Origin of the sequence: Phyllobacterium sp. P30BS-XVII, from assembly GCF_014138335.1 — a bacterium.
Lineage (GTDB): Bacteria > Pseudomonadota > Alphaproteobacteria > Rhizobiales > Rhizobiaceae > Phyllobacterium > Phyllobacterium meliloti.
The window spans coordinates 643,077-662,871 of record NZ_JACGXO010000002.1 but is presented as its reverse complement, the minus strand read 5'-3'; the positions used below and the strand labels follow the sequence as shown (position 1 = coordinate 662,871).

Annotated in this window: 21 protein-coding genes; 7 read left to right on the top strand and 14 right to left on the bottom strand. The window is 57.2% G+C overall.

Going from position 1 to position 19,795, the window contains the following annotated elements; genetic code table 11:
- Positions 1–48: 48 nt before the first annotated feature.
- The 8 genes from phnC to phnG all read right to left on the bottom strand — a co-directional run bounded on the left by phnC (position 49) and on the right by phnG (position 6,176).
- Complete coding sequence (gene phnC / locus FHW17_RS09070) at positions 49–882, bottom strand: phosphonate ABC transporter ATP-binding protein (RefSeq protein WP_112527318.1); 834 nt, start codon at positions 880–882, stop codon at positions 49–51.
- A 98-nt stretch (positions 883–980) separates the two neighbouring features.
- Positions 981–1,595, bottom strand: coding sequence for a DapH/DapD/GlmU-related protein (locus FHW17_RS09065; protein WP_112527320.1), 615 nt, complete (start codon positions 1,593–1,595; stop codon positions 981–983).
- On the bottom strand, positions 1,592–2,299 hold the full coding sequence (gene phnL, locus FHW17_RS09060) for a phosphonate C-P lyase system protein PhnL (RefSeq protein WP_182509649.1): 708 nt from the start codon (positions 2,297–2,299) through the stop codon (positions 1,592–1,594). Before phnL ends, FHW17_RS09065 begins: the two co-directional genes overlap by 4 nt.
- 4 nt (positions 2,300–2,303) lie before the next feature.
- On the bottom strand, positions 2,304–3,080 hold the full coding sequence (gene phnK, locus FHW17_RS09055) for a phosphonate C-P lyase system protein PhnK (RefSeq protein WP_091877674.1): 777 nt from the start codon (positions 3,078–3,080) through the stop codon (positions 2,304–2,306).
- A gap of 2 nt (positions 3,081–3,082) precedes the next feature.
- A complete protein-coding gene (locus FHW17_RS09050) occupies positions 3,083–3,976 on the bottom strand; it encodes an alpha-D-ribose 1-methylphosphonate 5-phosphate C-P-lyase PhnJ (protein WP_182509648.1) in 894 nt (297 codons plus the stop codon).
- Entirely contained in the window at positions 3,973–5,079 is a 1,107-nt protein-coding gene (locus FHW17_RS09045; protein WP_182509647.1) for a carbon-phosphorus lyase complex subunit PhnI, read from the bottom strand. The genes FHW17_RS09050 and FHW17_RS09045 overlap by 4 nt, the downstream gene beginning before the upstream one ends.
- 3 nt (positions 5,080–5,082) lie before the next feature.
- On the bottom strand, positions 5,083–5,694 hold the full coding sequence (gene phnH / locus FHW17_RS09040; RefSeq protein ID WP_182509646.1) for a phosphonate C-P lyase system protein PhnH: 612 nt from the start codon (positions 5,692–5,694) through the stop codon (positions 5,083–5,085).
- A complete protein-coding gene (gene phnG / locus FHW17_RS09035; RefSeq protein WP_246706764.1) occupies positions 5,694–6,176 on the bottom strand; it encodes a phosphonate C-P lyase system protein PhnG in 483 nt (160 codons plus the stop codon). The genes phnH and phnG overlap by 1 nt, the downstream gene beginning before the upstream one ends.
- A 90-nt stretch (positions 6,177–6,266) precedes the next feature.
- Between phnG and phnF the strand changes: the two genes are divergently transcribed.
- The gene (gene phnF / locus FHW17_RS09030; RefSeq protein WP_113095625.1) at positions 6,267–7,013 is read left to right on the top strand and encodes a phosphonate metabolism transcriptional regulator PhnF; all 747 of its coding nucleotides are present in this window, start codon (positions 6,267–6,269) and stop codon (positions 7,011–7,013) included.
- A 165-nt stretch (positions 7,014–7,178) separates the two neighbouring features.
- On the opposite strand, the gene FHW17_RS09025 is transcribed toward phnF, so the two are convergent.
- From FHW17_RS09025 to FHW17_RS09015, 3 genes are read right to left on the bottom strand one after another with little or no spacing between them, the layout of a single operon-like run.
- Positions 7,179–7,799: a ParB-like protein gene (locus FHW17_RS09025; RefSeq protein ID WP_112527447.1), complete on the bottom strand. Its 621-nt coding sequence runs from the start codon at positions 7,797–7,799 to the stop codon at positions 7,179–7,181.
- Positions 7,800–7,807: 8 nt separating this feature from the next.
- Positions 7,808–9,517 carry a SulP family inorganic anion transporter gene (locus FHW17_RS09020; protein WP_182509644.1) on the bottom strand — a complete coding sequence of 570 codons (1,710 nt, stop codon included), beginning with the start codon at positions 9,515–9,517 and terminating at the stop codon, positions 7,808–7,810.
- Between the two features lie 27 nt (positions 9,518–9,544).
- Positions 9,545–10,162, bottom strand: coding sequence for a pyridoxamine 5'-phosphate oxidase family protein (locus FHW17_RS09015; protein ID WP_112527336.1), 618 nt, complete (start codon positions 10,160–10,162; stop codon positions 9,545–9,547).
- Between the two features lie 145 nt (positions 10,163–10,307).
- On the opposite strand from FHW17_RS09015, the gene FHW17_RS09010 reads away from it, so the two are divergent.
- Positions 10,308–11,225 carry a sugar kinase gene (locus tag FHW17_RS09010; RefSeq protein ID WP_182509643.1) on the top strand — a complete coding sequence of 306 codons (918 nt, stop codon included), beginning with the start codon at positions 10,308–10,310 and terminating at the stop codon, positions 11,223–11,225.
- Here the strand turns inward: FHW17_RS09010 and FHW17_RS09005 are convergent.
- From FHW17_RS09005 to FHW17_RS08995, 3 genes are all read right to left on the bottom strand, one after another.
- Positions 11,222–12,247 carry an aldose epimerase family protein gene (locus FHW17_RS09005; RefSeq protein ID WP_113095629.1) on the bottom strand — a complete coding sequence of 342 codons (1,026 nt, stop codon included), beginning with the start codon at positions 12,245–12,247 and terminating at the stop codon, positions 11,222–11,224. The genes FHW17_RS09010 and FHW17_RS09005 overlap by 4 nt on opposite strands.
- 5 nt (positions 12,248–12,252) lie before the next feature.
- A complete protein-coding gene (locus FHW17_RS09000) occupies positions 12,253–13,710 on the bottom strand; it encodes an NAD-dependent succinate-semialdehyde dehydrogenase (protein WP_112527342.1) in 1,458 nt (485 codons plus the stop codon).
- A 155-nt stretch (positions 13,711–13,865) separates the two neighbouring features.
- On the bottom strand, positions 13,866–14,867 hold the full coding sequence (locus tag FHW17_RS08995; protein WP_348643718.1) for an AEC family transporter: 1,002 nt from the start codon (positions 14,865–14,867) through the stop codon (positions 13,866–13,868).
- A gap of 56 nt (positions 14,868–14,923) precedes the next feature.
- On the opposite strand from FHW17_RS08995, the gene FHW17_RS08990 reads away from it, so the two are divergent.
- From FHW17_RS08990 to FHW17_RS08970, 5 genes are all read left to right on the top strand, one after another.
- Complete coding sequence (locus FHW17_RS08990) at positions 14,924–15,511, top strand: histidine phosphatase family protein (RefSeq protein WP_112527346.1); 588 nt, start codon at positions 14,924–14,926, stop codon at positions 15,509–15,511.
- Positions 15,512–15,640: 129 nt separating this feature from the next.
- The gene (locus tag FHW17_RS08985; protein WP_091877687.1) at positions 15,641–15,922 is read left to right on the top strand and encodes an acyl carrier protein; all 282 of its coding nucleotides are present in this window, start codon (positions 15,641–15,643) and stop codon (positions 15,920–15,922) included.
- 72 nt (positions 15,923–15,994) lie between these two features.
- Positions 15,995–17,179: a beta-ketoacyl-ACP synthase gene (locus FHW17_RS08980; RefSeq protein ID WP_182509642.1), complete on the top strand. Its 1,185-nt coding sequence runs from the start codon at positions 15,995–15,997 to the stop codon at positions 17,177–17,179.
- 282 nt (positions 17,180–17,461) lie between these two features.
- Positions 17,462–18,739 carry a beta-ketoacyl-ACP synthase gene (locus FHW17_RS08975; protein ID WP_113095631.1) on the top strand — a complete coding sequence of 426 codons (1,278 nt, stop codon included), beginning with the start codon at positions 17,462–17,464 and terminating at the stop codon, positions 18,737–18,739.
- Between the two features lie 25 nt (positions 18,740–18,764).
- The gene (locus FHW17_RS08970) at positions 18,765–19,793 is read left to right on the top strand and encodes a zinc-binding dehydrogenase (RefSeq protein ID WP_112527352.1); all 1,029 of its coding nucleotides are present in this window, start codon (positions 18,765–18,767) and stop codon (positions 19,791–19,793) included.
- The last annotated feature ends 2 nt before the right edge of the window (positions 19,794–19,795 follow it).

The following is a 19,795-nucleotide window of genomic DNA, read 5'->3' as shown; positions in this document are numbered from 1 at the left end:
TTTTATGTGACTTGAGCCCGTTACGTGGGCAAGCCGATCCGTTTGCGCTTAACGCGCGGCCAATATGGCCTCCAATTCGGGGATTGGTGTCGGCGCTTGACGCGCAATGCTTGTCGATGTGATGGCTTCCGAAAAAGCGTCCTTCAGGCCATCAGCACCATAGATTCGGCGGGCGGCAGCCTCTGTCAGATCATCCGGGCCGCCATCGAAAACGACCTTGCCGCCCTGCATACCGATGATGCGCTCGCAAAAATGCCGCGCCGTATCGAGCGTATGCAGGTTGGTGATAACCGTAAGGCCTTCCTTTTCATTGATATCGCGCAAGGACTCCATCACCACCTGCGCATTGCGCGGGTCGAGTGAAGCGATGGGTTCATCAGCAAGGATGACTTTGGGGTTCTGCATAAGCGCACGGGCAATGGCGACGCGCTGCTGTTGTCCGCCGGAGAGTGTTCCGGCCCGCTGCAAAGCGGTTTTGGCGATATCGAGCCGCTCAAGGGCGGCGATTGCCATGGCACGTTCTTCCCGTGAGAAAATGCCAAGAATACTTTTGATGGTGGATCGGTGGTTCAGGCGTCCAAGGAGGACATTGGTCAGCACATCAAGGCGGGGAACAAGATTAAACTGCTGAAAGATCATTGCACAATCGCGTTGCCAGTTTCGCAGCGCGGAGCCGTTGAGCTTCGCCACATCCTTGCCGTCAAAAATGATCGAGCCTTCCGACGGGTCGATCAGGCGATTGATCATGCGCAGCAAAGTCGACTTGCCTGCACCCGAACGACCGATGACGCCAACCATCTGCCCCTGCGGAATTTCAACATTGACATTGTCGATGGCAATATTATTGCCAAAACGACGCGTCACGTTTTCAATCTTCAGCATAGGCCAATCCTTGTTGGTATTGCCCTGTCCTAAAGCCCTACTGTGAAGGTGCGATGGCACTTTTGTTGCACTTACGTGACAACTGTTGATAGCAAAACTCAACCCGAATGTTTTTCGAGAAAGGCCTCTATATCCAGAGCGCGAAAATCATCGAGAGCACCACGCAGGCGTGCATGGTCCCAGTCCCACCACGCCAGTGTTTGCAGGCGTTCGGCAATCTTCCGGTCGAAACGGTCACGGATTTTGCGGGCGGGAACGCCGCCAACAATCGTATAGGGATCAACATCACGTGAGACGACCGCACCTGCCCCGATCACCGCACCATCGCCAACCGTAACACCGGGCAAAACGGTCGCGCCGTGGCCAATCCAGACATCATGGCCGATGCGCACCTGATTGGTGCGGCGCCATTCGAAAAAGGCCTCTTCCGGTCCGGCATCATCCCAGTAATCGCCAGCGCGATAGGTGAAGTGGTGCAGCGTCGCCCGCCAGGTCGGATGGTTGGTCGCATTGATGCGCACGCTCGCGGCAATATTGGCAAATTTGCCTACCGTGGCACACCAGACCGCGCCGTCCTGCATGATGTAGGAATAATCATCGAGCCTCGTTTCGCTGATCCGGCAACGCTCGGAAATTTCCGTATAGCGGCCAAGTTCGCAATCCTCGACATGCGCGGTAGCATGAACAAGCGGTGTTTCGGAAAGCCGGGTCATGCTGCCTCGCTGGTGACGGCGAATGCGGTCACGTCGATGATACGGTCAGCGACTGCTGTGCGGACATCCTCATCATGGAAAATGCCGAGCATGGCAGTCCCCGCCTCCTTCTTGGCCCGGATCATGGAAACCACCACTTCGCGGTTTTTCGCATCGAGCGATGCCGTCGGCTCGTCCAAGAGCAGGATCGGGTGATCGGTGATAAAACCGCGCGCGATGTTGACGCGCTGCTGTTCGCCGCCGGAAAAGGTTGCGGGCGGCAATGACCAGAGCCGTTCCGGCAGGTTCAAACCCGCAAGCAGAACAGCTGCCCTGTCACGCGCTTGCGTGCGGTCGACGCCACGCGCCACCAGCGGTTCAGCCACCACATCAAGCGCCGACACGCGCGGCACGGTGCGCAGAAACTGGCTGACATAGCCGATCATATCGCGGCGAACGCCCAGAACCGTGCGCGGATCGGCGGATGCCAGATCAACAAGGCGCTCGCCATAGGGCACGATAATCTGGCCCTGATCCACGGCATAATTGCCGTAGACCATTTTCAGGATCGAGCTTTTGCCCGCTCCTGACGGACCGCCGAGAACGGCACACTCGCCCGCCTTTATGGAAAACGAGACATTGGCCACCACGGGCAGACGGATACCGTCGCGCAGATGCATGGTGAAACTTTTGGCGACATCGGAAACAACAAGCGGTGTTGGCATGATGCTAAACCTGCAGAATGGAGGAAACGAGAAGCTGGGTGTAAGGCGCTTGCGGATCATCAAGAACCCGGTCGGTCAGACCTGTCTCAACAATATGGCCGTCCTTCATCACCATCATTCGGTGTGAAAGCAGCCGTGCCACGGCCAGATCGTGGGTGACGACAATTGCCGCGAGCCCAAGATCGCTCACCAGCCCGCGCAAAAGATCAAGCAAGCGTGCCTGCACGGAAACATCAAGGCCACCCGTTGGCTCATCCATGAACACAAGCCGGGGGTTGGTCACGAGATTGCGCGCAATCTGCAGACGCTGGCGCATACCACCGGAAAAGGCGCGCGGCTGGTCATCGATACGGTCGGAGGCGATTTCCACCCGGCCAAGCCAGTCGGTCGCCGTGGCGCGGATATTGCCATAGTGCCGGTCTCCGATAGCCATCAGTCGTTCACCGACATTGGCCCCGGCTGAAACTGTCATGCGCAATCCATCAGCCGGATTCTGGTGTACAAAACCCCAGTCGGTGCGCATGAGGAACCGGCGTTCGGCTTCGCTCAAACGGTAGAGATCGCGGAACTGGCCATCGCGCATGCGGTATTCCACCGAGCCTGCCGATGGCGCGAGACGCGTTGCAAGGCAATTGAGCAAGGTCGTCTTGCCGGAACCGGATTCGCCGACAATCGCCAGCACCTCACCCGGCCAAAGCTCGAACGAGACATTCTGGCAGCCAATGCGGCTTCCGTAGAACTTTGACAGGTCCTTGACCTTTAAAAGGGGTGTATCGCTCATATTCATTCTGCTGCCTCCGAAGTTCCGACGGCGGTCTCTGGCGCAAGCGCACCGCGATGCCCCTTGGCCTCCCGATCTTCACAAAAATCCGTATCCGAGCAGACGAACATGCTGCCGCCCTTGTCATCGAGAATGACCTCATCCAGATAGCTGCCCTTGGCGCCACACAGGGCACAGGGCTGGGAAAAGGTCTGGATTTCAAAGGGATGATCCTCGAAATCAAGGCTGACAACTTCCGTATAGGGCGGGATGGCATAGATGCGCTTTTCGCGCCCTGCCCCGAAAAGCTGCAATGCCGGAGACATATGCATCTTCGGGTTGTCGAATTTCGGCGTTGGCGACGGGTCCATCACATAGCGCCCCTCGACCTTCACCGGATAGGCATAGGTGGTGGCGATATGGCCGTGCCGGGCAATGTCCTCGTAAAGCTTGACATGCATCAGGCCATATTCTTCCAGCGCATGCATCTTGCGCGTTTCGGTCTCGCGCGGCTCCAGAAACCTGAGCGGTTCGGGAATCGGCACCTGATAGACAAGTGTCTGTCCCGCCTGTAGTTGCATTTCCGGGATGCGGTGGCGTGTCTGAATAATCGTCGCTTCCGAGGTCTTGGTGGTCACGCGGACATTGGCGACTTTCTGGAAGAAAGCCCGGATTGACACGGCATTGGTGGTGTCATCGGCGCCCTGATCGATCACTTTCAGCGTATCACCGGGACCAAGCACCGCCGCCGTTACCTGCACACCGCCGGTACCCCAGCCATAGGGCATGGGCATTTCGCGCGAAGCAAAGGGAACCTGATAGCCGGGAATGGCAATGGCCTTGAGAATGGCACGGCGGATCATCCGCTTGGTCTGCTCATCCAGATAGGCGAAATTGTAGGTCGCTAGATCGGTCATTCTGCTGCCTCTTTGGTTTCTTCGCCCGTCTGATGCTTGCGTTCATGTTCGGCGCGCATACGCCTGATAAGATCAAGCTCCGCCTGAAAATCTACGTAGTGCGGGAGTTTCAGATGTTCGACGAATCCCGTGGATTGCACATTGTCGCTATGGGAAATGACGAATTCCTCGTCCTGCGCCGTGGCGGTGATATCTTCGCCAAGTTCCCTCGCCCGCAAAGCGCGATCACACAAAGCCATCGACATAGCCTTGCGTTCACTCTGGCCGAAAACAAGACCATAGCCACGGGTGAACTGCGGCGGCTGCTTTGCCGAGCCCTTGAACTGGTTGACCATCTGGCATTCGGTGACGCGGATGGTGCCGAGCGTCAGCGGGAAATCGAGTTCCGCCACTTCAAGCTCAATGTCCACCTCGCCAATGCGGATTTCACCGGCAAAAGGGTGACTGCGGGCATAACCGCGCTGGGTCGAATAGGCCAATCCGAGCAGAAAGCCCTCATCGCCGCGCGCCAGTGCCTGCAAACGCAGATCGCGTTCGAGCGGGAAAGTCAGCGGCTCGCGGGTCAAATCGCCAGCAATGGCACCTTCCGGCATCTCGCCATCTTCCTCGATCATGCCATCATGGCCGAGAATGTCAGTCACACGCGGAGTGAAAGCCTCCGGTTCTTCGCGCTGTTCGGGCGCGTCAACCGGGGCATCCTCAGCCAATTCAGGATCGAGCAGACGATGGGTATAGTCGAAGGTCGGTCCCAGCAACTGGCCACCCGGCAAATCCTTGAACGCTGCTGAAATGCGCCGTTCAATCTGCATCTTTGATGTTTCAAGCGCGGTCGAATAGCCAAAGCGCTGTAGGGTCGTCCGGTAGGCGCGCACCAGAAAGATCGCCTCAATCAGATCGCCCCGCGCCTGCTTGATGGCAAGTGCGGCGAGTTCCGGATCATAGAGCGAGCCTTCGGCCATCACCCGGTCAACGGCCAGCGACATCTGCTCGACAATCTGGTTCAGTTCAATCGCAGGAACGTCCCGGTCGCCGCGACGGCGGTCGGCGAGAAGCTTGTGCGCATTGCGGATGGCGGCTTCACCGCCCTTGACTGCAACATACATGGCTCAGGCCTCCGTTTTCGTAATGCGGGTGGTGCGGGGCAAGGCGGCGAGCGCACCCTTTGCGGCGAACACCAGATCGACGCCGCGCGGGAAAGCAGCACGATTGGCAGCCCATTGATCCCGGAACATTTTCGGCAGATGGCTCGGAGAAAAGGACTGTGTTCCCTTGATCCCCGGCCCTTCAAGCGTCAGAACATCCGCTCCGTCAAACCCGTCGATCTGCAGGATCAACGTGGTCGAACGGTCAGGATATTCAGCTGTTCCCCGGCAAAAAGATTCCAGCGACGGCATCGCATTGACATCGCTGATCAGGGCAAAATCCGCTTCCGCGGTTTCGCCAGTCAGTTCGAGGCCCGTGTGGAACTTGAGCCAACCGACAGCGGCGGCAGAACCTGATATGGCTCGGTCACACCAAACAGTTGCATCATGATCGAACAATGTCGCCGCAATCGATGCTGACAGTGGCGTCAATGGCGTAGGCGGCGTGGTGAGATCACTGACCTCAACGACACGTCCTGGATTGGCCATGGCATCCATCAGCGCACGGAAAACATTTTGGGCATTCAGCACGCTATCGCTGAAACCACCTTCAAAGACCTGTGTTTCAACACGCATCAGTCGTCACCCCGTACCATTGTGAAAAAGTCAACTTTCGTCGCAGCCGTCTGCGCATGCTTCAGCGCGCGCTGCTGCTCGAGGCGTTCGGCGATGGGTGCAAGCACCGCCTTCTCCACCGCATCGCGGCAATCCGGCTGCTGCCACAGCGCATCGAACACGGCGGCCAGACGCACCTTTTCCCGGTGGCGTCCAAGAGCATAGGCATGCCCGACCGAACCATTGCCAAGCCGCACCGTGGCGCGGGTGACTGTCGCCTCCCCCAGATTGAACGGAGCGCCGCCGCCACCAATACGGCCACGCAGCATGACGAGGCCGGTTTCCGGGCCGCGCAGGGTTTCCACATCGGGCTTATCGTCCCATCCAGCCCAGAAGGCCGCTATCTCGGGCGCTGTCGCCTGCGCCAGCAAGGCCATGGCTGCCTTACGCTCCAGATCCGGCACATTGCCGGTTTCCGTGGACTGGTTATTTTCTTTGATCATTGACATCTCGCTCAGATTTGTCTATTCATCTATACAACTAGACAATAAACCTACCTATAAATGCCGTCAATGACAGGAGCATGACAAAGCGTGAAATCCGCACGATTCATTACCCGCAATAGTGGTGTTGCCATCTGGCGGCAGATCGCCGATCAAATCCGCGGTGATATTACAGCGGGCAAAATGCCAAGCGGTGCCAAGCTGCCGCCGGAGGTGACGCTGGCCGAACGTTTCTCCGTCAATCGCCACACGATTCGCAGCGCCATTGCCGCCTTGACCAAGGAGGGCGTTCTGCGTGCTGAACAGGGCCGAGGCACATTCATTGCCAACAGCAAGAAGCTGACCTATCGCATTGGCGAGCGGACGCGGTTTTCCGAAATCCTCTCCACTCAGGTGCGCGAGACAAAGGGCATATTGCTCGGTCATCGTGTGGAAGACCCGGCGGAGGATGTGGCCAAAGCGCTTGGCATGGTGTCCGGTCAGGTGATCAGGATGGATGCCATGCATACGGCAGATGGCAACCCCGTTTCCTGCGGCACCACCTGGTTCGATGCGGCACGCTTTCCCGATATCGTTGAGGATTATCAGGCCTCCGGTTCAATTACCGCCGCGCTCCGGGCCGCCGGTATCGATGACTATCTGCGCAAATCAACCGTCATCGCCGCGCGTCACGCCGACGCCGAGGATTTGCGCCATCTGCGCCTGTCACCCGGCGCCATTGTGCTGATATCAACCGCGATCAATGTGGATATGGACGGCAACCCGATTGAATATACCGTAAGCCGCTTTGCCGCTGACCGGATGGAGATCGCGATTGCGGGGAAGACAGCGGGTTAGGGTCCATGTTGCATAAGCGTGGTTCGTGGTCCGTGGTTCGACAAGCTCACCATGAGGGAGAGAGGTGCTGTAACGTTAATCACCAACGTTGCAGAACTTGACTCCCTTGCATCCTCACTCTCCCTCATGGTGAGCTTGTCGAACCACGAACCCAATCCCATTGTCCTAATCAACAACCGATCCACACCACCCCGGCAGATAATCAGCTGCATCGCCCTTGGCTTCTTTCAGCGCGCGATTGAGTGCCGTTTCAAAATCCGTTTCAACACTCTTGCGGTTCATTCTGCGCCGCAGGAAATCCGCCCAGAGAAACTCGCTGAAGGGTGTCGTGTCCTTGGCAAAGCCACCGGCACGGCGCAGTTCGCCCGCCAGACTGCGGAACGGATCATCGGCAAGGTCCTTGATCGCTTTCGGGATTGCCCCGTAGTCGCGCCGTTTGCCTTCATCGTCAAAGGGATGCATCCAGCCGCGATTGTCGAGAACCACCATAAACGCATCCTTATCGAGCGAAGAAAGATCGCTGACGACAGTCACCAGAATGTGCTTCACACCCTCTTCATAGAGCGCACGGGCAAGATGGTGATGATCGATCACATAGTTGCGCCGGTTGGGTCCAAGCACCACGGGGATCATATGTTCGCCAAGAAATTTCCCACCCTTCTCGCCCTTTTGCTGACGCCATTTCTTGCGCTTCTCATCCACCTCACGCATGCCGACGGTTATCTGTGTCGGCCGCAGATCCTTGATCGCAACCGGGGTTACAATAGGCTCTCTTGCTCCGGATATCTGCATCGTCATTCCTCCGCACTCGGCGCCAGTTTCCTGATGGCATCGTCAACACTGTGAAAAATATTGTCCGATCCGATCAACGCGATGAGCCCAAATCGTGACAGGGCATTCTGAGCCCGCACGGATTCCAGCCGCGCAATGGCGAATTTTACACCAGCTGTTCGGCAGTAGTTGATCACATCGGCGAGAGCCAGTGACGCGGTGTAGTCGATCTCGATGATGCTGCTGGCCTCAAGCACGACCAGATTAAGCTCGGCCCGGTTGGCATCAATGGTCTCACACAGGCCGCGCTTGAAATCATCCGCATTGACGAACGACAGGGGCGCCTGAAATGCGACGACAAGAACACCCGGTATCTTTTCGCCGCCCTTTGCTGCACTGGGAGGCCACCAGATGGAGCTACCGGGTACCTTTTCAAATTCAATCGGCCTTGCGCGCATGACCGCCCACAGACCATGCAGCAGAGAAAGCCCGATACCAATCGTTACACCAGATTCAATCGGCAGCGCGACAATGGCGGCCATGGTGATGAGGATCAGCGCAAATTCGCCCCGCGCCTCGCGGTATACAGCGCCAATGATCTGCCAGCGGATGATGCGCTGCGCCACGAAGAGAAGGATACCCGCCAGCGCCGCATGTGGCACACGCGCCAGCAACTGGCCGCCAAACGCTACCAGCGCCAGAACGATCGCCGCTGCAATCAACCCGCTGACCTGCGACCGACCGCCGGTTTCGGCAACAATTGCTGTGCGCGGCGGGCTGGCATTCACTGGAAATGCACCGAAAAGTCCGGAAAGAATACTGCCTGCCCCTACCCCGATGAAATCGCGGTTCACATCGGGCGGTTCGCCATCCTTCGAGACAAAAGACCGCGTTGTTGCCGCCGTTTGCACCATCACGACCACCGCAACAAGCAGAGCAAGGGGAAGCAGGTTTCGCAGTTCCTCAAAACCAACCTTCGGTACAGAAATCTGCGGAAGGCTGTTGGGAAGCGCACCGAGCACCGAAACACCGCGGCTCTCAAGGTTAAACAACACAACCGCAAGGGTCGACAGGACGAGCCCAAGCAAAGCACCGGGTATCCGCGCATTGATGCGTTCGGCGAGAAACACAATCAGGAACACGCCAGCACCGAGCGCCACGCTGTAGAGGTTGATTTGCGGCGCACTGGCAATTGTTGCCGATATCCTTTGAAAGACATCGCCCGATTGCGCCGCGATACCCAAAAGCCCCGGCAATTGCGAAATGATAATGTGGACAGAGATACCAGCAAGAAAACCTGTTGTTACCGGCACCGACAAAAGATCGGCAATCCAGCCAAGCCGGAAAACACCGCTCGCCACCACGATCAAACCGACAATTAAACCAAGGGCGGCTGCCAGCAGGCCAAATTCAGGCGATCCACTGGTAGCAAGCAATGCCAGACTGCCGGCAAAGATCGGTGTGATGGTGGAATCCGCGCCGGCAGAAAGGTGGCGGCTTGCGCCAAAGATGGCAAAAGCCAGCGAACCGGCGATGAACGCGAAAAAGCCGATCTCAGGGGCAAAACCGCCAAGCCGTGCCGTTGCCATCTGCTCAGGGATCGCAATCGCTGCCAATGTCAGACCGGCAATGACATCGCCATTGATGTCAGATGGTTTCCATCCGGCAATGGAACGGAATGGCAGCCAGTTCCTGCCCTTCGTAATGGTTTGGAAAGCACGCGCCGGTTCCATTGGATGCCTCCCTGAATTGAGCGCAGTCTACCACATAGTCTTGGCAGCGCGCGCGGCCCATTCATTATCGTAAGTATCGCCGCCCACACGGTTCTCGCTGAGTGCCGCCAGCATCTGGCCCGGCGTCGGAAACTCCTTTGGTGAGCGGAATTTCGTTGGGTTCCACAATTCCGAACGGATCAATGCCCGCGCGCACTGGAAATAAGCTTCTTCGACTTCCATGGTGATGACCGAGCGCGGTGCTTTGCCATCCATGATGAAACTGTCGAGCAACTCGGGCGTCGTATCGATAAATGCCCGGCCATTGACGCGGAATGTCGTGTTAAGTCCGGGTATCAGGAACAGCAGCGCCACGCGCGGATCACGCACAATATTGCGCAGGGAATCGACGCGGTTGTTACCGCGCCGGTCAGGCATCATCAGTGTCCGCTCGTCATGGATGCGGATAAAGCCAGCAAGATCACCGCGCGGCGAGCAATCGAGGCCCTCGGGCCCGCTTGTTGCAAGTGCCACGAAGGGTGAGCCTTCGATCAAGGCCCTATATTCCGGAATAATGCGGTTTGTTACCTTGGCGGTCGATGCTTCCGCAATCATTCCGTTGCCATAAATGGCTTCAAGTTCTTCGATTGTCGTAACGCGAGACAACGAAACCTCCTTTTGGATTGTTCAAATGTCTTTGCCGCCTAACATTGCATGTTTAAGCTATGATGACAGCCCGCATTTTTAGCAAATGACAGCGGCATTGCACTCGTATATCAGTTCGCGGCAGGCGTATGTTTGGGAGGATTTCATGGGCGGGTTTGCAGCCATCGGCGAGTGTATGATCGAACTGTCAGGAGCCAATGGCGACCAGTGGCGCATGGGCTTTGCCGGTGACACGCTCAACACCAGCTGGTATGTGCGCGCCCTCACCGATCCGGATTTCGCCGTCGATTATGTTACAGCCTTCGGCGACGATCCATTTTCCGTCAAACAGCGGGCATTCCTCAAGGAAAACGGTATCCACACCGCCTATAGCCCTGTCGTTGTCGGTGCGCGTCCCGGCCTTTATGCCATCACGCTGACGGGTGTCGAACGCTCCTTCACCTATTGGCGCAATGATTCGGCAGCCCGTCATCTGGGCGATGATCCACTGGCCCTCGCCCATAGTCTGGATGGACGAAAAATCATCTATTTTTCCGGGATCACCATGGGCATTCTCAGCCCCAAAAGCCGCCAGAATGTTCTGAACGCCGTCAGCAATGCCCGCAGGCAGGGCACACTTGTGGCATTTGATGCGAATTACCGTCCACGTCTGTGGGAAAACGCCGAAACCGCAAGACAGGCCCTCATTGACGCCTACCATGTCGCAGACATTGCCCTGCCGACATTCCCCGATGAAAATGCGCTCTTCGGCGATACAACGCCTGAAGAAACCGCCGCACGCATCACCACCTATGGCGTGAAGGAAATTATCGTGAAGGATGGCACGGAGCCCGCTCTTGTCGTTGCCGATGGCAGACATGAGCAGGTAGCGGCCGTGCGCGCCAATGCCGTGGATACGACGGGTGCTGGTGATAGCTTTAATGGCGGTTACATCGCCTCGCGTCTCGCCGGTCTTGAACCAGTGGCCGCGGCAGCCCGCGCGCACAAGGTTGCGGCGCGGGTTGTCGAGTTTCACGGCGCGCTCGCCCCAATGGACGAAGCCCGCAAGGCCTTCAAAGACTAGGTTTTATTCTTCTTGAACGCATAATGCGTCAGGTGGCTGTATCCCTGCCCCGGTCTCAGGATAGCCTGCGGGAAATAGGGGAAATGCGTTGAGTCAGGCCAGTTCTGCGTTTCAAAGCAGAAACCGGCATAATTGCCATAGGTCTGGCCTGTCAGGCCAAGCGGCGGGCGCCCGCCCAGCGTATTGCCAGCGTAAAGCTGCACACCCGGCTCCGTCGTCAGCACATTCAGTTCAACACCGCTCTTTGCGCCCTTGGCTGAGGCCACCCATTGCAAGGGATGGCGCTGGCTCGCAACACAGAAATTATTGTCATAGACAATCTGCTTGCCATTCTCCTCGCGCCGGATGGTGCGGTATTGGCGGAAATCATGCGTTGTTCCGGCAACGGGAATAACCCGGCCATCGGGCAGAAGATCGCTGTTGACGGACAGATAGGCATCCGCCCCGATCTTGACCTGATGATCAAGCGCATCGGTCAACCCGCCATCATCGAGATTGAAATAGCTGTGATGCGCCAGATTGCAGATCGTCGGCTTGTCGGTCACCGCATCAAGACGCACCACCAGCGTGCCCTTCGACTCCAGCATATAGGTGCAGGTGATGGTGAGATTTCCGGGAAAGCCCATTTCACCATCGCCGAGCATGATCGTCAGCGTGACGTAATCAGGGCCGACAGCCACGACATTCCAGACGCGCCGTCCTGCGCCATGATCACCGCCGTGAATGTTATGGATGCCGTGGAAATTGCGCTGGAGTTCAAAAGTCTGGCCATCGATGACAAGCTCGCCGTCGCGAATCCGGTTGATCGATCGCCCCACCGTTGCACCCATATAGGGCGAATGCGCGGGATAATCGGCAAAATCCTGATAGCCGAGCACGAGCGGATGATCGTGCCCCTTGAGGCGCAAATCCTGAATAACCGCGCCCCATGTGAGGACATTGGCGGTCAGCCCACCGCCAGAGATCGTAATGCGATGAACTGCCTCGCCATCGGGCGTATGGCCGAAAATTTCGGTATTCATGTTTCCTAGAGTCCCAGACCGCCGACGCAGACATATTTTGTGTCGAGATAGTCTTCGATGCCCTGATGACCGCCTTCCTTGCCAAGACCGGATTCCTTCAGGCCGCCAAACGGTGCTTCCACCGTAGTGATCATGCCCTCATTCACGCCGACCATGCCATATTTTAGGCCTTCAGAAACACGGAACACCCGTCCGAGATCCTGCGTGTAGAAATAGGAGGCAAGACCGAACTGGGTATTGTTGGCCAGATCAATGGCTTCCTGTTCGGTTTCGAACTTGTAGACGGGCGCAACGGGTCCGAAAATCTCTTCCGTTGTGAACAGCATATCAGGCTTGGCATCGCTAATTACAGTCGGCTCAAAGAAGCTACCGCCCAGCGCATGGCGCTTGCCACCGGTGATGATCTTGCCGCCCTTCTGCTTCGCATCGGCGATAAACTCTTCCACCTTGGCAACGGCCTTCTCATCGATCAGCGGCCCCTGCTGCGTTCCGGCATCAAGCCCATTGCCGATCTTCAGCTTTTCCGTTGCCGCGGCAAACTTTTCGACAAACTTGTCATAGATGCCTGACTGCACGAGGAAGCGGTTGGTACACACGCAAGTCTGGCCGGAATTGCGGAATTTCGCTGCAATAGCGCCATCAACGGCGCGGTCCAGATCTGCATCATTGAACACGATAAACGGCGCATTGCCGCCCAGTTCCATCGAAACTTTCTTCACCGTATCAGCAGCCTGCTTGATGAGAATCTTGCCGATTTCTGTTGAGCCAGTGAAAGTGATCTTGCGAACCAGCGGATTGCTGGTGATTTCGCCGCCGATTTCCGAGGCAGAGCCGGTCAGAATATTGACTACGCCCTTTGGAATACCGACTTCCTCGCACAGCGCACCCCAGACAAGACCCGAATAGGGTGTCTGTGTTGCAGGCTTGACCACCGCCGTACAGCCCGATGCCAGTGCCGGACCGATCTTGCGGGCAAGCATGGAGGATGGGAAATTCCATGGTGTGATCGCACCGATGACGCCGAGCGGCTCTTTCGTTACCAGAATGCGGCGGTCAGCCCACGGGGATGGAACCACATCACCATAGGTGCGGCGTGCTTCTTCCGCATACCAGAGGATATAGGCGGCAGACATGCCGACCTCGCCCTTGGCTTCGGTCAGCGACTTGCCCTGTTCCAGCGTCAAAAGTTCTGCCAGCGCATCCTGATTGTCGAGGATCGCATCGTGCAGCTTGCGCATCAGTTTCGAGCGCTCCAGTACCGATGTCTTGCGCCATGTCTTGAACGCTTCCGCAGCCGCCTCGATAGCGCGCTGCGTTTCGGCTTTGCCTGAATTGGGAACAGTACCGATCTTCAGACCGGTTGCAGGGTTAATGACGTCAATCGTCTTGCCAGAATCTGCGGCCACCCATTCGCCATTGATCAGATTGGCCTGTTTCATGAACTGGCTGGATTTCTGCAACATCATAATTCTCCCTGAAATTCTAGGCGGAGCGTTTGGTCCACTGATTTTGTGATTTCCGTGAAAGGACAATCCCGCATCGCAAGATGCCATGGATGTCCTATGGAAGCGATGCCGCTACCCTGCTCTTTTTTGGTCAAAGCTGCAACAGCGTTAAGTTACCCAAAAAGGTGTACAGCCACACTTGCCCAAAACACCACTGTCACCGCGGAAAGCGCCGTTGCTATAACCATGGAATTGGAAGCCAGCGCCTCGGCGGTTCTGAATTTGGTGGCAATGAGATAGGAATTAACCCCGGCAGGCAGCGCTGCCGACACCACGGCGATCTTGGCAGTAAACGGCGTAAGACCGATGAGGAGCGCGACAGCCAGCACGATTGCAGGCATGACAAACAGTTTTATACCCGCAATGACAAGCGAAGGCGCGAGATGCCCCGACGTGCCGAACTTCTTCAAGCCCATTCCCATAGCAAAAAGCGCCACCGGCCCCGCCACACTCCCCAGCAACTGGACGAGGGAATCGACAACAACAGGCAATTGCAGCCCGGTAAAGCGCCACAGCCATCCCGCGAGAATACCGAGGACGAAGGGATTGCGCAGGAGGCTTTTGAAAAACGAGGCGACAACTGTGCCAATCCGGGTCTCTCCTTCAAACACCCCATCACGGCGCAGGGCAATCTCATGCAGGGTAATCGAAGCGGCCATGACACTTGGCATATGAATAGCGACAATCAGCGACAGGATGGCAAACCCGTCCTGACCATAAACGCTTAACATCAGTGGCATGCCCAGAAACACAAGGTTGGAAAAGGCACCGGAAACCCCTGCCACCACCCCTGCCCGATTATCCCGCTTGAAGATTACTTTGATTGCAAGATCAGAAAGAGCCCAGGCCAGCGCCAAGCCGGTGAAATAAGCCGTCCACAGTCCCCAAGGTGCCGTGCCGTGGAAATCTGCCGTCACCATGGTGCGGAACAGCAGAAGCGGCGCGGCGATCATGAAAACAAACTCGGAAAGCCCGTCACCCACGCGCTCGTCAAGCAGCTTGAAATGCGCCGCGGCATAAGCAACGCCTATCACTCCAAAAACCACGATGATTGTTTGAACGAGACCCATTGCTACGGGAATAATCCCGCGATAACGCCCATGCAAGGCAATCACAGCTTTTCACTTTATTTTTCTTCGCCAAACCACCATCTCCACGCTAAGGAGAATGAATGTTGAAGCCTTTGCGACTTTTTACCTTTTTGACACTGACGCTTGCATCAAGCGTTTCCCTCTATATTCCAACTGCATACGCCACCGACGCCGCCTGGGCGAGACTGGCGCGCGGCGGCTATACGGTCCTTCTGCAGGGTGCTGACTCTTCGGGGACCTTGAGTCCTTCCACAGATAATTCGGCTGACTGCACGCAGATACGCACGCTTTCGGATCGCGGCCATCAACTGGCGCAAAAGCTCGGCGCGCGCTTTGCCGCAAAAGCTGTGCGAATCGATAAGGTGCTGACCAGTCCCGTCTGCAATGCACAGGAAACCGCACGGCTGGCCTTTGGCTCGGCACCGGCGGAGGTCGTAAGTGCTCTTGGACCTTTGGCCGAAGACGAAACCGCGCAAAAATCGCAGATTGATCAAATTCGCGACCTGATTGCCGAATTCAAAAGTTCGGGCAATCTGGTAATGATGACTGACCGTGCCAATATAACAGCACTGACTGGCATCACCCCGCGCCCGACAGAAGCAGTGGTGGTCTCACCTCCAGAAGCTGGAGAAACGGTTCATATTGCAGGCAGGATTATTTTCGACTGACGACGGAATATGCTGGAGTAACAATGGATAGGGTATTTCGGTCTTTCCCTTAGCCATGAAAAACGCTAGATACCGGCTCATTAGACATCAGTGCCTTTACGGAGGCACCGGAAGCAAAAGGAAACTGAATTGACCTCAACATTCGACAAGGTCGCCGATATCATCGCTGAAACCAGCGAAATCGACCGCGATTCCATCACGCCGGAAAGCCACACGATCGACGATCTCGGCATCGATAGTCTTGACTTTCTCGACATCGTTTTCGCGATCGACAAGGCCTTCGGTATCAAGATCCCGCTCGAGCAGTGGACGCAGGAAGTCAATGACGGCAAGGCTCCGACCGAAGAATACTTCGTTCTGAAGAACCTTTGCGCCAAGATCGACGAACTCGTCGCCGCCAAAAAAGCCTGATTTCCGGACGCAACGTCCGGACTGATCATCTTCACCTAACCGGGCGCACCGTATGAAAGGTGCTGCGAGAAAATGCAGAACAACACCGTCGTTATCACTGGCATCGGACTGATCTCATCACTGGGTGAAGGCGCCGATGCCCATTGGCAGGCCCTGAATGGCAAAGCCGATCCACGCATCGATAGTGAGACTTTCAAGCCCTATACGGTTCATCCGCTCGGTGAAGTTGACTGGAACAACCAGATTCCGAAGCGCGGCGATCAGCGGCAGATGGAGACCTGGCAGCGTCTGGGTACCTACGCCGCCGGTCTTGCCCTGCAGGACGCCGGGATCAAGGACGATGAAGCGCTTTGCACGACGATGGACATGGTGGTTGCTGCCGGTGGCGGTGAGCGTGATGTCACCGTTGACACGCAAATCCTTGCCGAAGCGCGCGTGCGCAATGATCTCGGCACAATGCTCAATGAGAAGCTGACGACCGAACTGCGCCCGACCCTGTTTCTGGCGCAGTTGTCCAATCTTCTGGCGGGCAATATCTCGATCGTCCACAAGGTCACTGGCTCGTCGCGCACATTCATGGGCGAAGAAGGCGCGGGTATTTCCGCGCTTGATACAGCCGCAGCGCGCATCCGCTCCGGCCAGAGCACCCATGCGCTCGTCGGCGGCTCCTACAATTCCGAACACCCTGACATGCTGCTCGGCTATGAGCTGAACGGCATGTTGAAGACCGATGGCTGGGCACCGCTCTGGCAGCGCGAAGGCACGGTGGGCGGCGGTGTTGTCACCGGTTCCGGCGGCGCTTTCCTCGTGCTGGAGAGTGCTGACCATGCGGCCAAGCGCGGTGCCCGCGTCTATGCGGCAATTGACGGCATTTACAGCGCGCAGATCCGCCGCAAGCGCGAAGATTTGCAGGAAACCATTGCGAAACTGGTTGCTGCGGCAAGCGCTGATAAGCCAGCCGGTTTGATCGTTTCGGGTGCAACCGGTGCCCATGGTGTTACCTCGACGGAAAAAGCTGCGCTTGACGTCTTCGCTTCCACCGCTATTCGCGGTGTTGCGGGTAAAATCGGCCATCTGCGCGAAGCACAGTTTCCGCTGGCTGTCGGTCTGGCTGCGCTCAGCCTGTTCCACGGAACAGCATTCCCGCCCATTGATGCGAAGAATGAAAAGGCCGCTTCCGGCAGCCTCGATACGGCACTGGCGACCGCAATCGGCGCAACCCGGGGCGAAGGCGTCGCTCGCCTCGTCAAAGTTTGAGAGATTAGAGCCTTTCCTGCCTGAATAGAATCGTTCTGCCGGTAGGAATTTGGCTCAAGGTCGAGGGGTTTGGTGAGACCGATGTTTTTCCATCGGGCGACACCAAAGCCCGAAGGATTTGGGCCAAATTCATCCGGCCCTTCGGGTTTCCGGCTAGCGGACACTCACTTTGTCAGGCAGCTTCGTCCGATGAACCACATCGACCTCGCTACCTTCCTCGTGGATTGTCTCACCATCCGAGAAACAGAACGAGTTCTATTTAGGCAGGAAAGGCTCTAGCCCATGTCAAAATACACTGACCATCTTGGCCGCCCGCTCGTTGCCGTCACCGGTCTTGGCGTTGTCTCCTCGCTCGGACAGGGCAAGAAGGACAATTGGGCCGCGCTGACCTCAGGCACATCGGGCATTCACACGATCACACGCTTTGCGCTCGATAATCTGCGCACGCAGATCGCCGGGACCGTTGATTTCCTCAAGGAGAGCAATGAAGGCGCTTCGGCCCTGTCGGAAAAACTGGCATCGCTCGCCGCCGAAGAAGCCATTGCGCAGGCCGGTTTTGACACGGAGAATTTTGGCGGCCCGCTGTTTCTCGCCGCCCCGCCGGTTGAATTGGAATGGCGCAACCGCTTTGCCCTTGATGCTCTGGTAAAGAGCGAGGGTGAACCTGGCTATGATCTGCTTCTCGCCGCATGCCGCCGTGGCACGCAGGAAGCCATGTTCCACACCACCGAATTTGGCTATATCGCCGAGCGCCTTGCCGATACATTCGGCACGCGCGGCCTGCCGATCACGCTTTCCACCGCTTGTGCGTCCGGCGCCACCGCGATCCAGCTTGGCGTTGAAGCCATCCGGCGCGGCGAAAGCGACAAGGTTCTGTCCATCGGCACCGATGGTTCAGTTTCCGCCGAAGCCCTCGTGCGCTTCTCGCTGCTCTCCGCCCTTTCCACCCAGAACAATCCTGCCCATAAGGCGGCAAAGCCCTTCTCCAAGGACCGTGATGGTTTTGTCATGGCGGAAGGCTCCGGCGCGCTGGTCATGGAATCACTCGAAGCAGCAGTCGCACGCGGCGCAAAAATTCTCGGCATCATGCATGGCTGCGGCGAAAAGGCTGATGATTTCCATCGCACCCGGTCAAAGCCTGACGGTTCGCCCGCCATTGGCGCAGTGCGTGCAGCGCTTGACGATGCGGGTATCAAGGAAGATGCGATTGATTACATCAACGCCCATGGCACGTCGACACCCGAGAACGACAAGATGGAGTATCTCGCGCTCTCGACCGTGTTTGGCGAGCGCATTTCATCACTGCCTGTTTCATCCAACAAGTCGATGATCGGGCATACACTGACCGCTGCCGGTGCGATTGAAGCCGTATTCTCTATGCTGACGATCGAGACCGGAACACTTCCGCCGACGATCAACTATGACAATCCGGACCCGGCAATTATCCTTGACGTTGTGCCGAATGTGAAGCGTGAAGCAAGCGTTTCATCGGTGCTCTCAAGCTCATTTGGCTTCGGTGGACAAAATACGTGTCTTGTCATGACGGCAGAACCGCACTAATCCCTCTCCGAAAAGGAAAACGGATATGCGCGCATTACAGCTGATTGAAGATCGCAAGCTCGAGATTGTCGATGTTGCTCCCCCACCCCCACCCGGTCCCGGTGAAGTAACTGTCAATATCAAGGCTGTCGCTCTCAACCATATCGACGTCTGGGGCTGGCGCGGCATGGCCTTTGCCAAGCGCAAGCTGCCGCTGACCATCGGTGCGGAAGCATCCGGTGTGGTCGATGCGATCGGCCCCGGCGTCTCCAACCTTCTGCCCGGCCAGCTTGTGTCGATCTATGGTGCGCAGACCTGTGGTCTATGCCGCCCCTGCCGTGAAGGCCGCGACAATCTTTGCGAGCATGTTTCGGGCGTATATGGTTTCCATCTCGATGGTTTTGCGCAGGAGAAGGTCAATCTCAAGGCGCGCCTGCTCGTTCCGGCACCTCCCGGCGTTGACGAGATCGGCGCTGCCGTTGCGCCCGTTACCTTTGGAACGGTCGAGCACATGCTGTTCGACAATGCCAAGCTTGAGCCGGGTGAAACCATCCTTGTTCATGCCGGCGGTTCGGGTATTGGCTCGGCGGCCATCCAGCTTGCCAAGAAGATCGGCTGCACCGTCATCACCACTGTCGGTTCCGATGAGAAGATCGAAAAGGCCAAGGCGCTCGGTGCCGATCACGTCATCAACTATCGCGAAGACCGCTTTGAAGGCGTTGTGCGCAAGCTGACCAAGAAAAAGGGCGTTGATGTGGTCTTCGAGCATGTCGGCGCGGATACATGGGCTGGTTCCATGCTGTCATTGCGGCGCGGCGGACGGCTCGTCACCTGCGGTTCGACCTCGGGCGTTTCCACCAGCATGAACCTGATGATGCTGTTCCAGCAGCAGCTGAAGCTGCTTGGCTCCTTCGGCTGCCGTATGGAGAACATGGCCGATGCCATGCAGAAAATGGCGCGCGGTCTCGTGCATCCGGTCATCGATACGGAAGTCGGCTTTGACGATATCGATACCGCGCTGAAGCGCATGGAAGGCCGGGACGTCTTCGGCAAGATTATCCTGCGCGTCAACTGAGC

Coding starts and splice junctions, on each gene's coding strand:
- phnC (WP_112527318.1), bottom strand. CDS start 882: ATGCTGAAGATTGAAAACGTGACGCGTCGTTTTGGCAATAATATTGCC.
- FHW17_RS09065 (WP_112527320.1), bottom strand. CDS start 1,595: ATGACCCGGCTTTCCGAAACACCGCTTGTTCATGCTACCGCGCATGTC.
- phnL (WP_182509649.1), bottom strand. CDS start 2,299: ATGCCAACACCGCTTGTTGTTTCCGATGTCGCCAAAAGTTTCACCATG.
- phnK (WP_091877674.1), bottom strand. CDS start 3,080: ATGAGCGATACACCCCTTTTAAAGGTCAAGGACCTGTCAAAGTTCTAC.
- FHW17_RS09050 (WP_182509648.1), bottom strand. CDS start 3,976: ATGACCGATCTAGCGACCTACAATTTCGCCTATCTGGATGAGCAGACC.
- FHW17_RS09045 (WP_182509647.1), bottom strand. CDS start 5,079: ATGTATGTTGCAGTCAAGGGCGGTGAAGCCGCCATCCGCAATGCGCAC.
- phnH (WP_182509646.1), bottom strand. CDS start 5,694: ATGCGTGTTGAAACACAGGTCTTTGAAGGTGGTTTCAGCGATAGCGTG.
- phnG (WP_246706764.1), bottom strand. CDS start 6,176: ATGATCAAAGAAAATAACCAGTCCACGGAAACCGGCAATGTGCCGGAT.
- FHW17_RS09020 (WP_182509644.1), bottom strand. CDS start 9,517: ATGGAACCGGCGCGTGCTTTCCAAACCATTACGAAGGGCAGGAACTGG.
- FHW17_RS09010 (WP_182509643.1), top strand. CDS start 10,308: ATGGGCGGGTTTGCAGCCATCGGCGAGTGTATGATCGAACTGTCAGGA.
- FHW17_RS09005 (WP_113095629.1), bottom strand. CDS start 12,247: ATGAATACCGAAATTTTCGGCCATACGCCCGATGGCGAGGCAGTTCAT.
- FHW17_RS09000 (WP_112527342.1), bottom strand. CDS start 13,710: ATGTTGCAGAAATCCAGCCAGTTCATGAAACAGGCCAATCTGATCAAT.
- FHW17_RS08990 (WP_112527346.1), top strand. CDS start 14,924: ATGTTGAAGCCTTTGCGACTTTTTACCTTTTTGACACTGACGCTTGCA.
- FHW17_RS08980 (WP_182509642.1), top strand. CDS start 15,995: ATGCAGAACAACACCGTCGTTATCACTGGCATCGGACTGATCTCATCA.
- FHW17_RS08975 (WP_113095631.1), top strand. CDS start 17,462: ATGTCAAAATACACTGACCATCTTGGCCGCCCGCTCGTTGCCGTCACC.
- FHW17_RS08970 (WP_112527352.1), top strand. CDS start 18,765: ATGCGCGCATTACAGCTGATTGAAGATCGCAAGCTCGAGATTGTCGAT.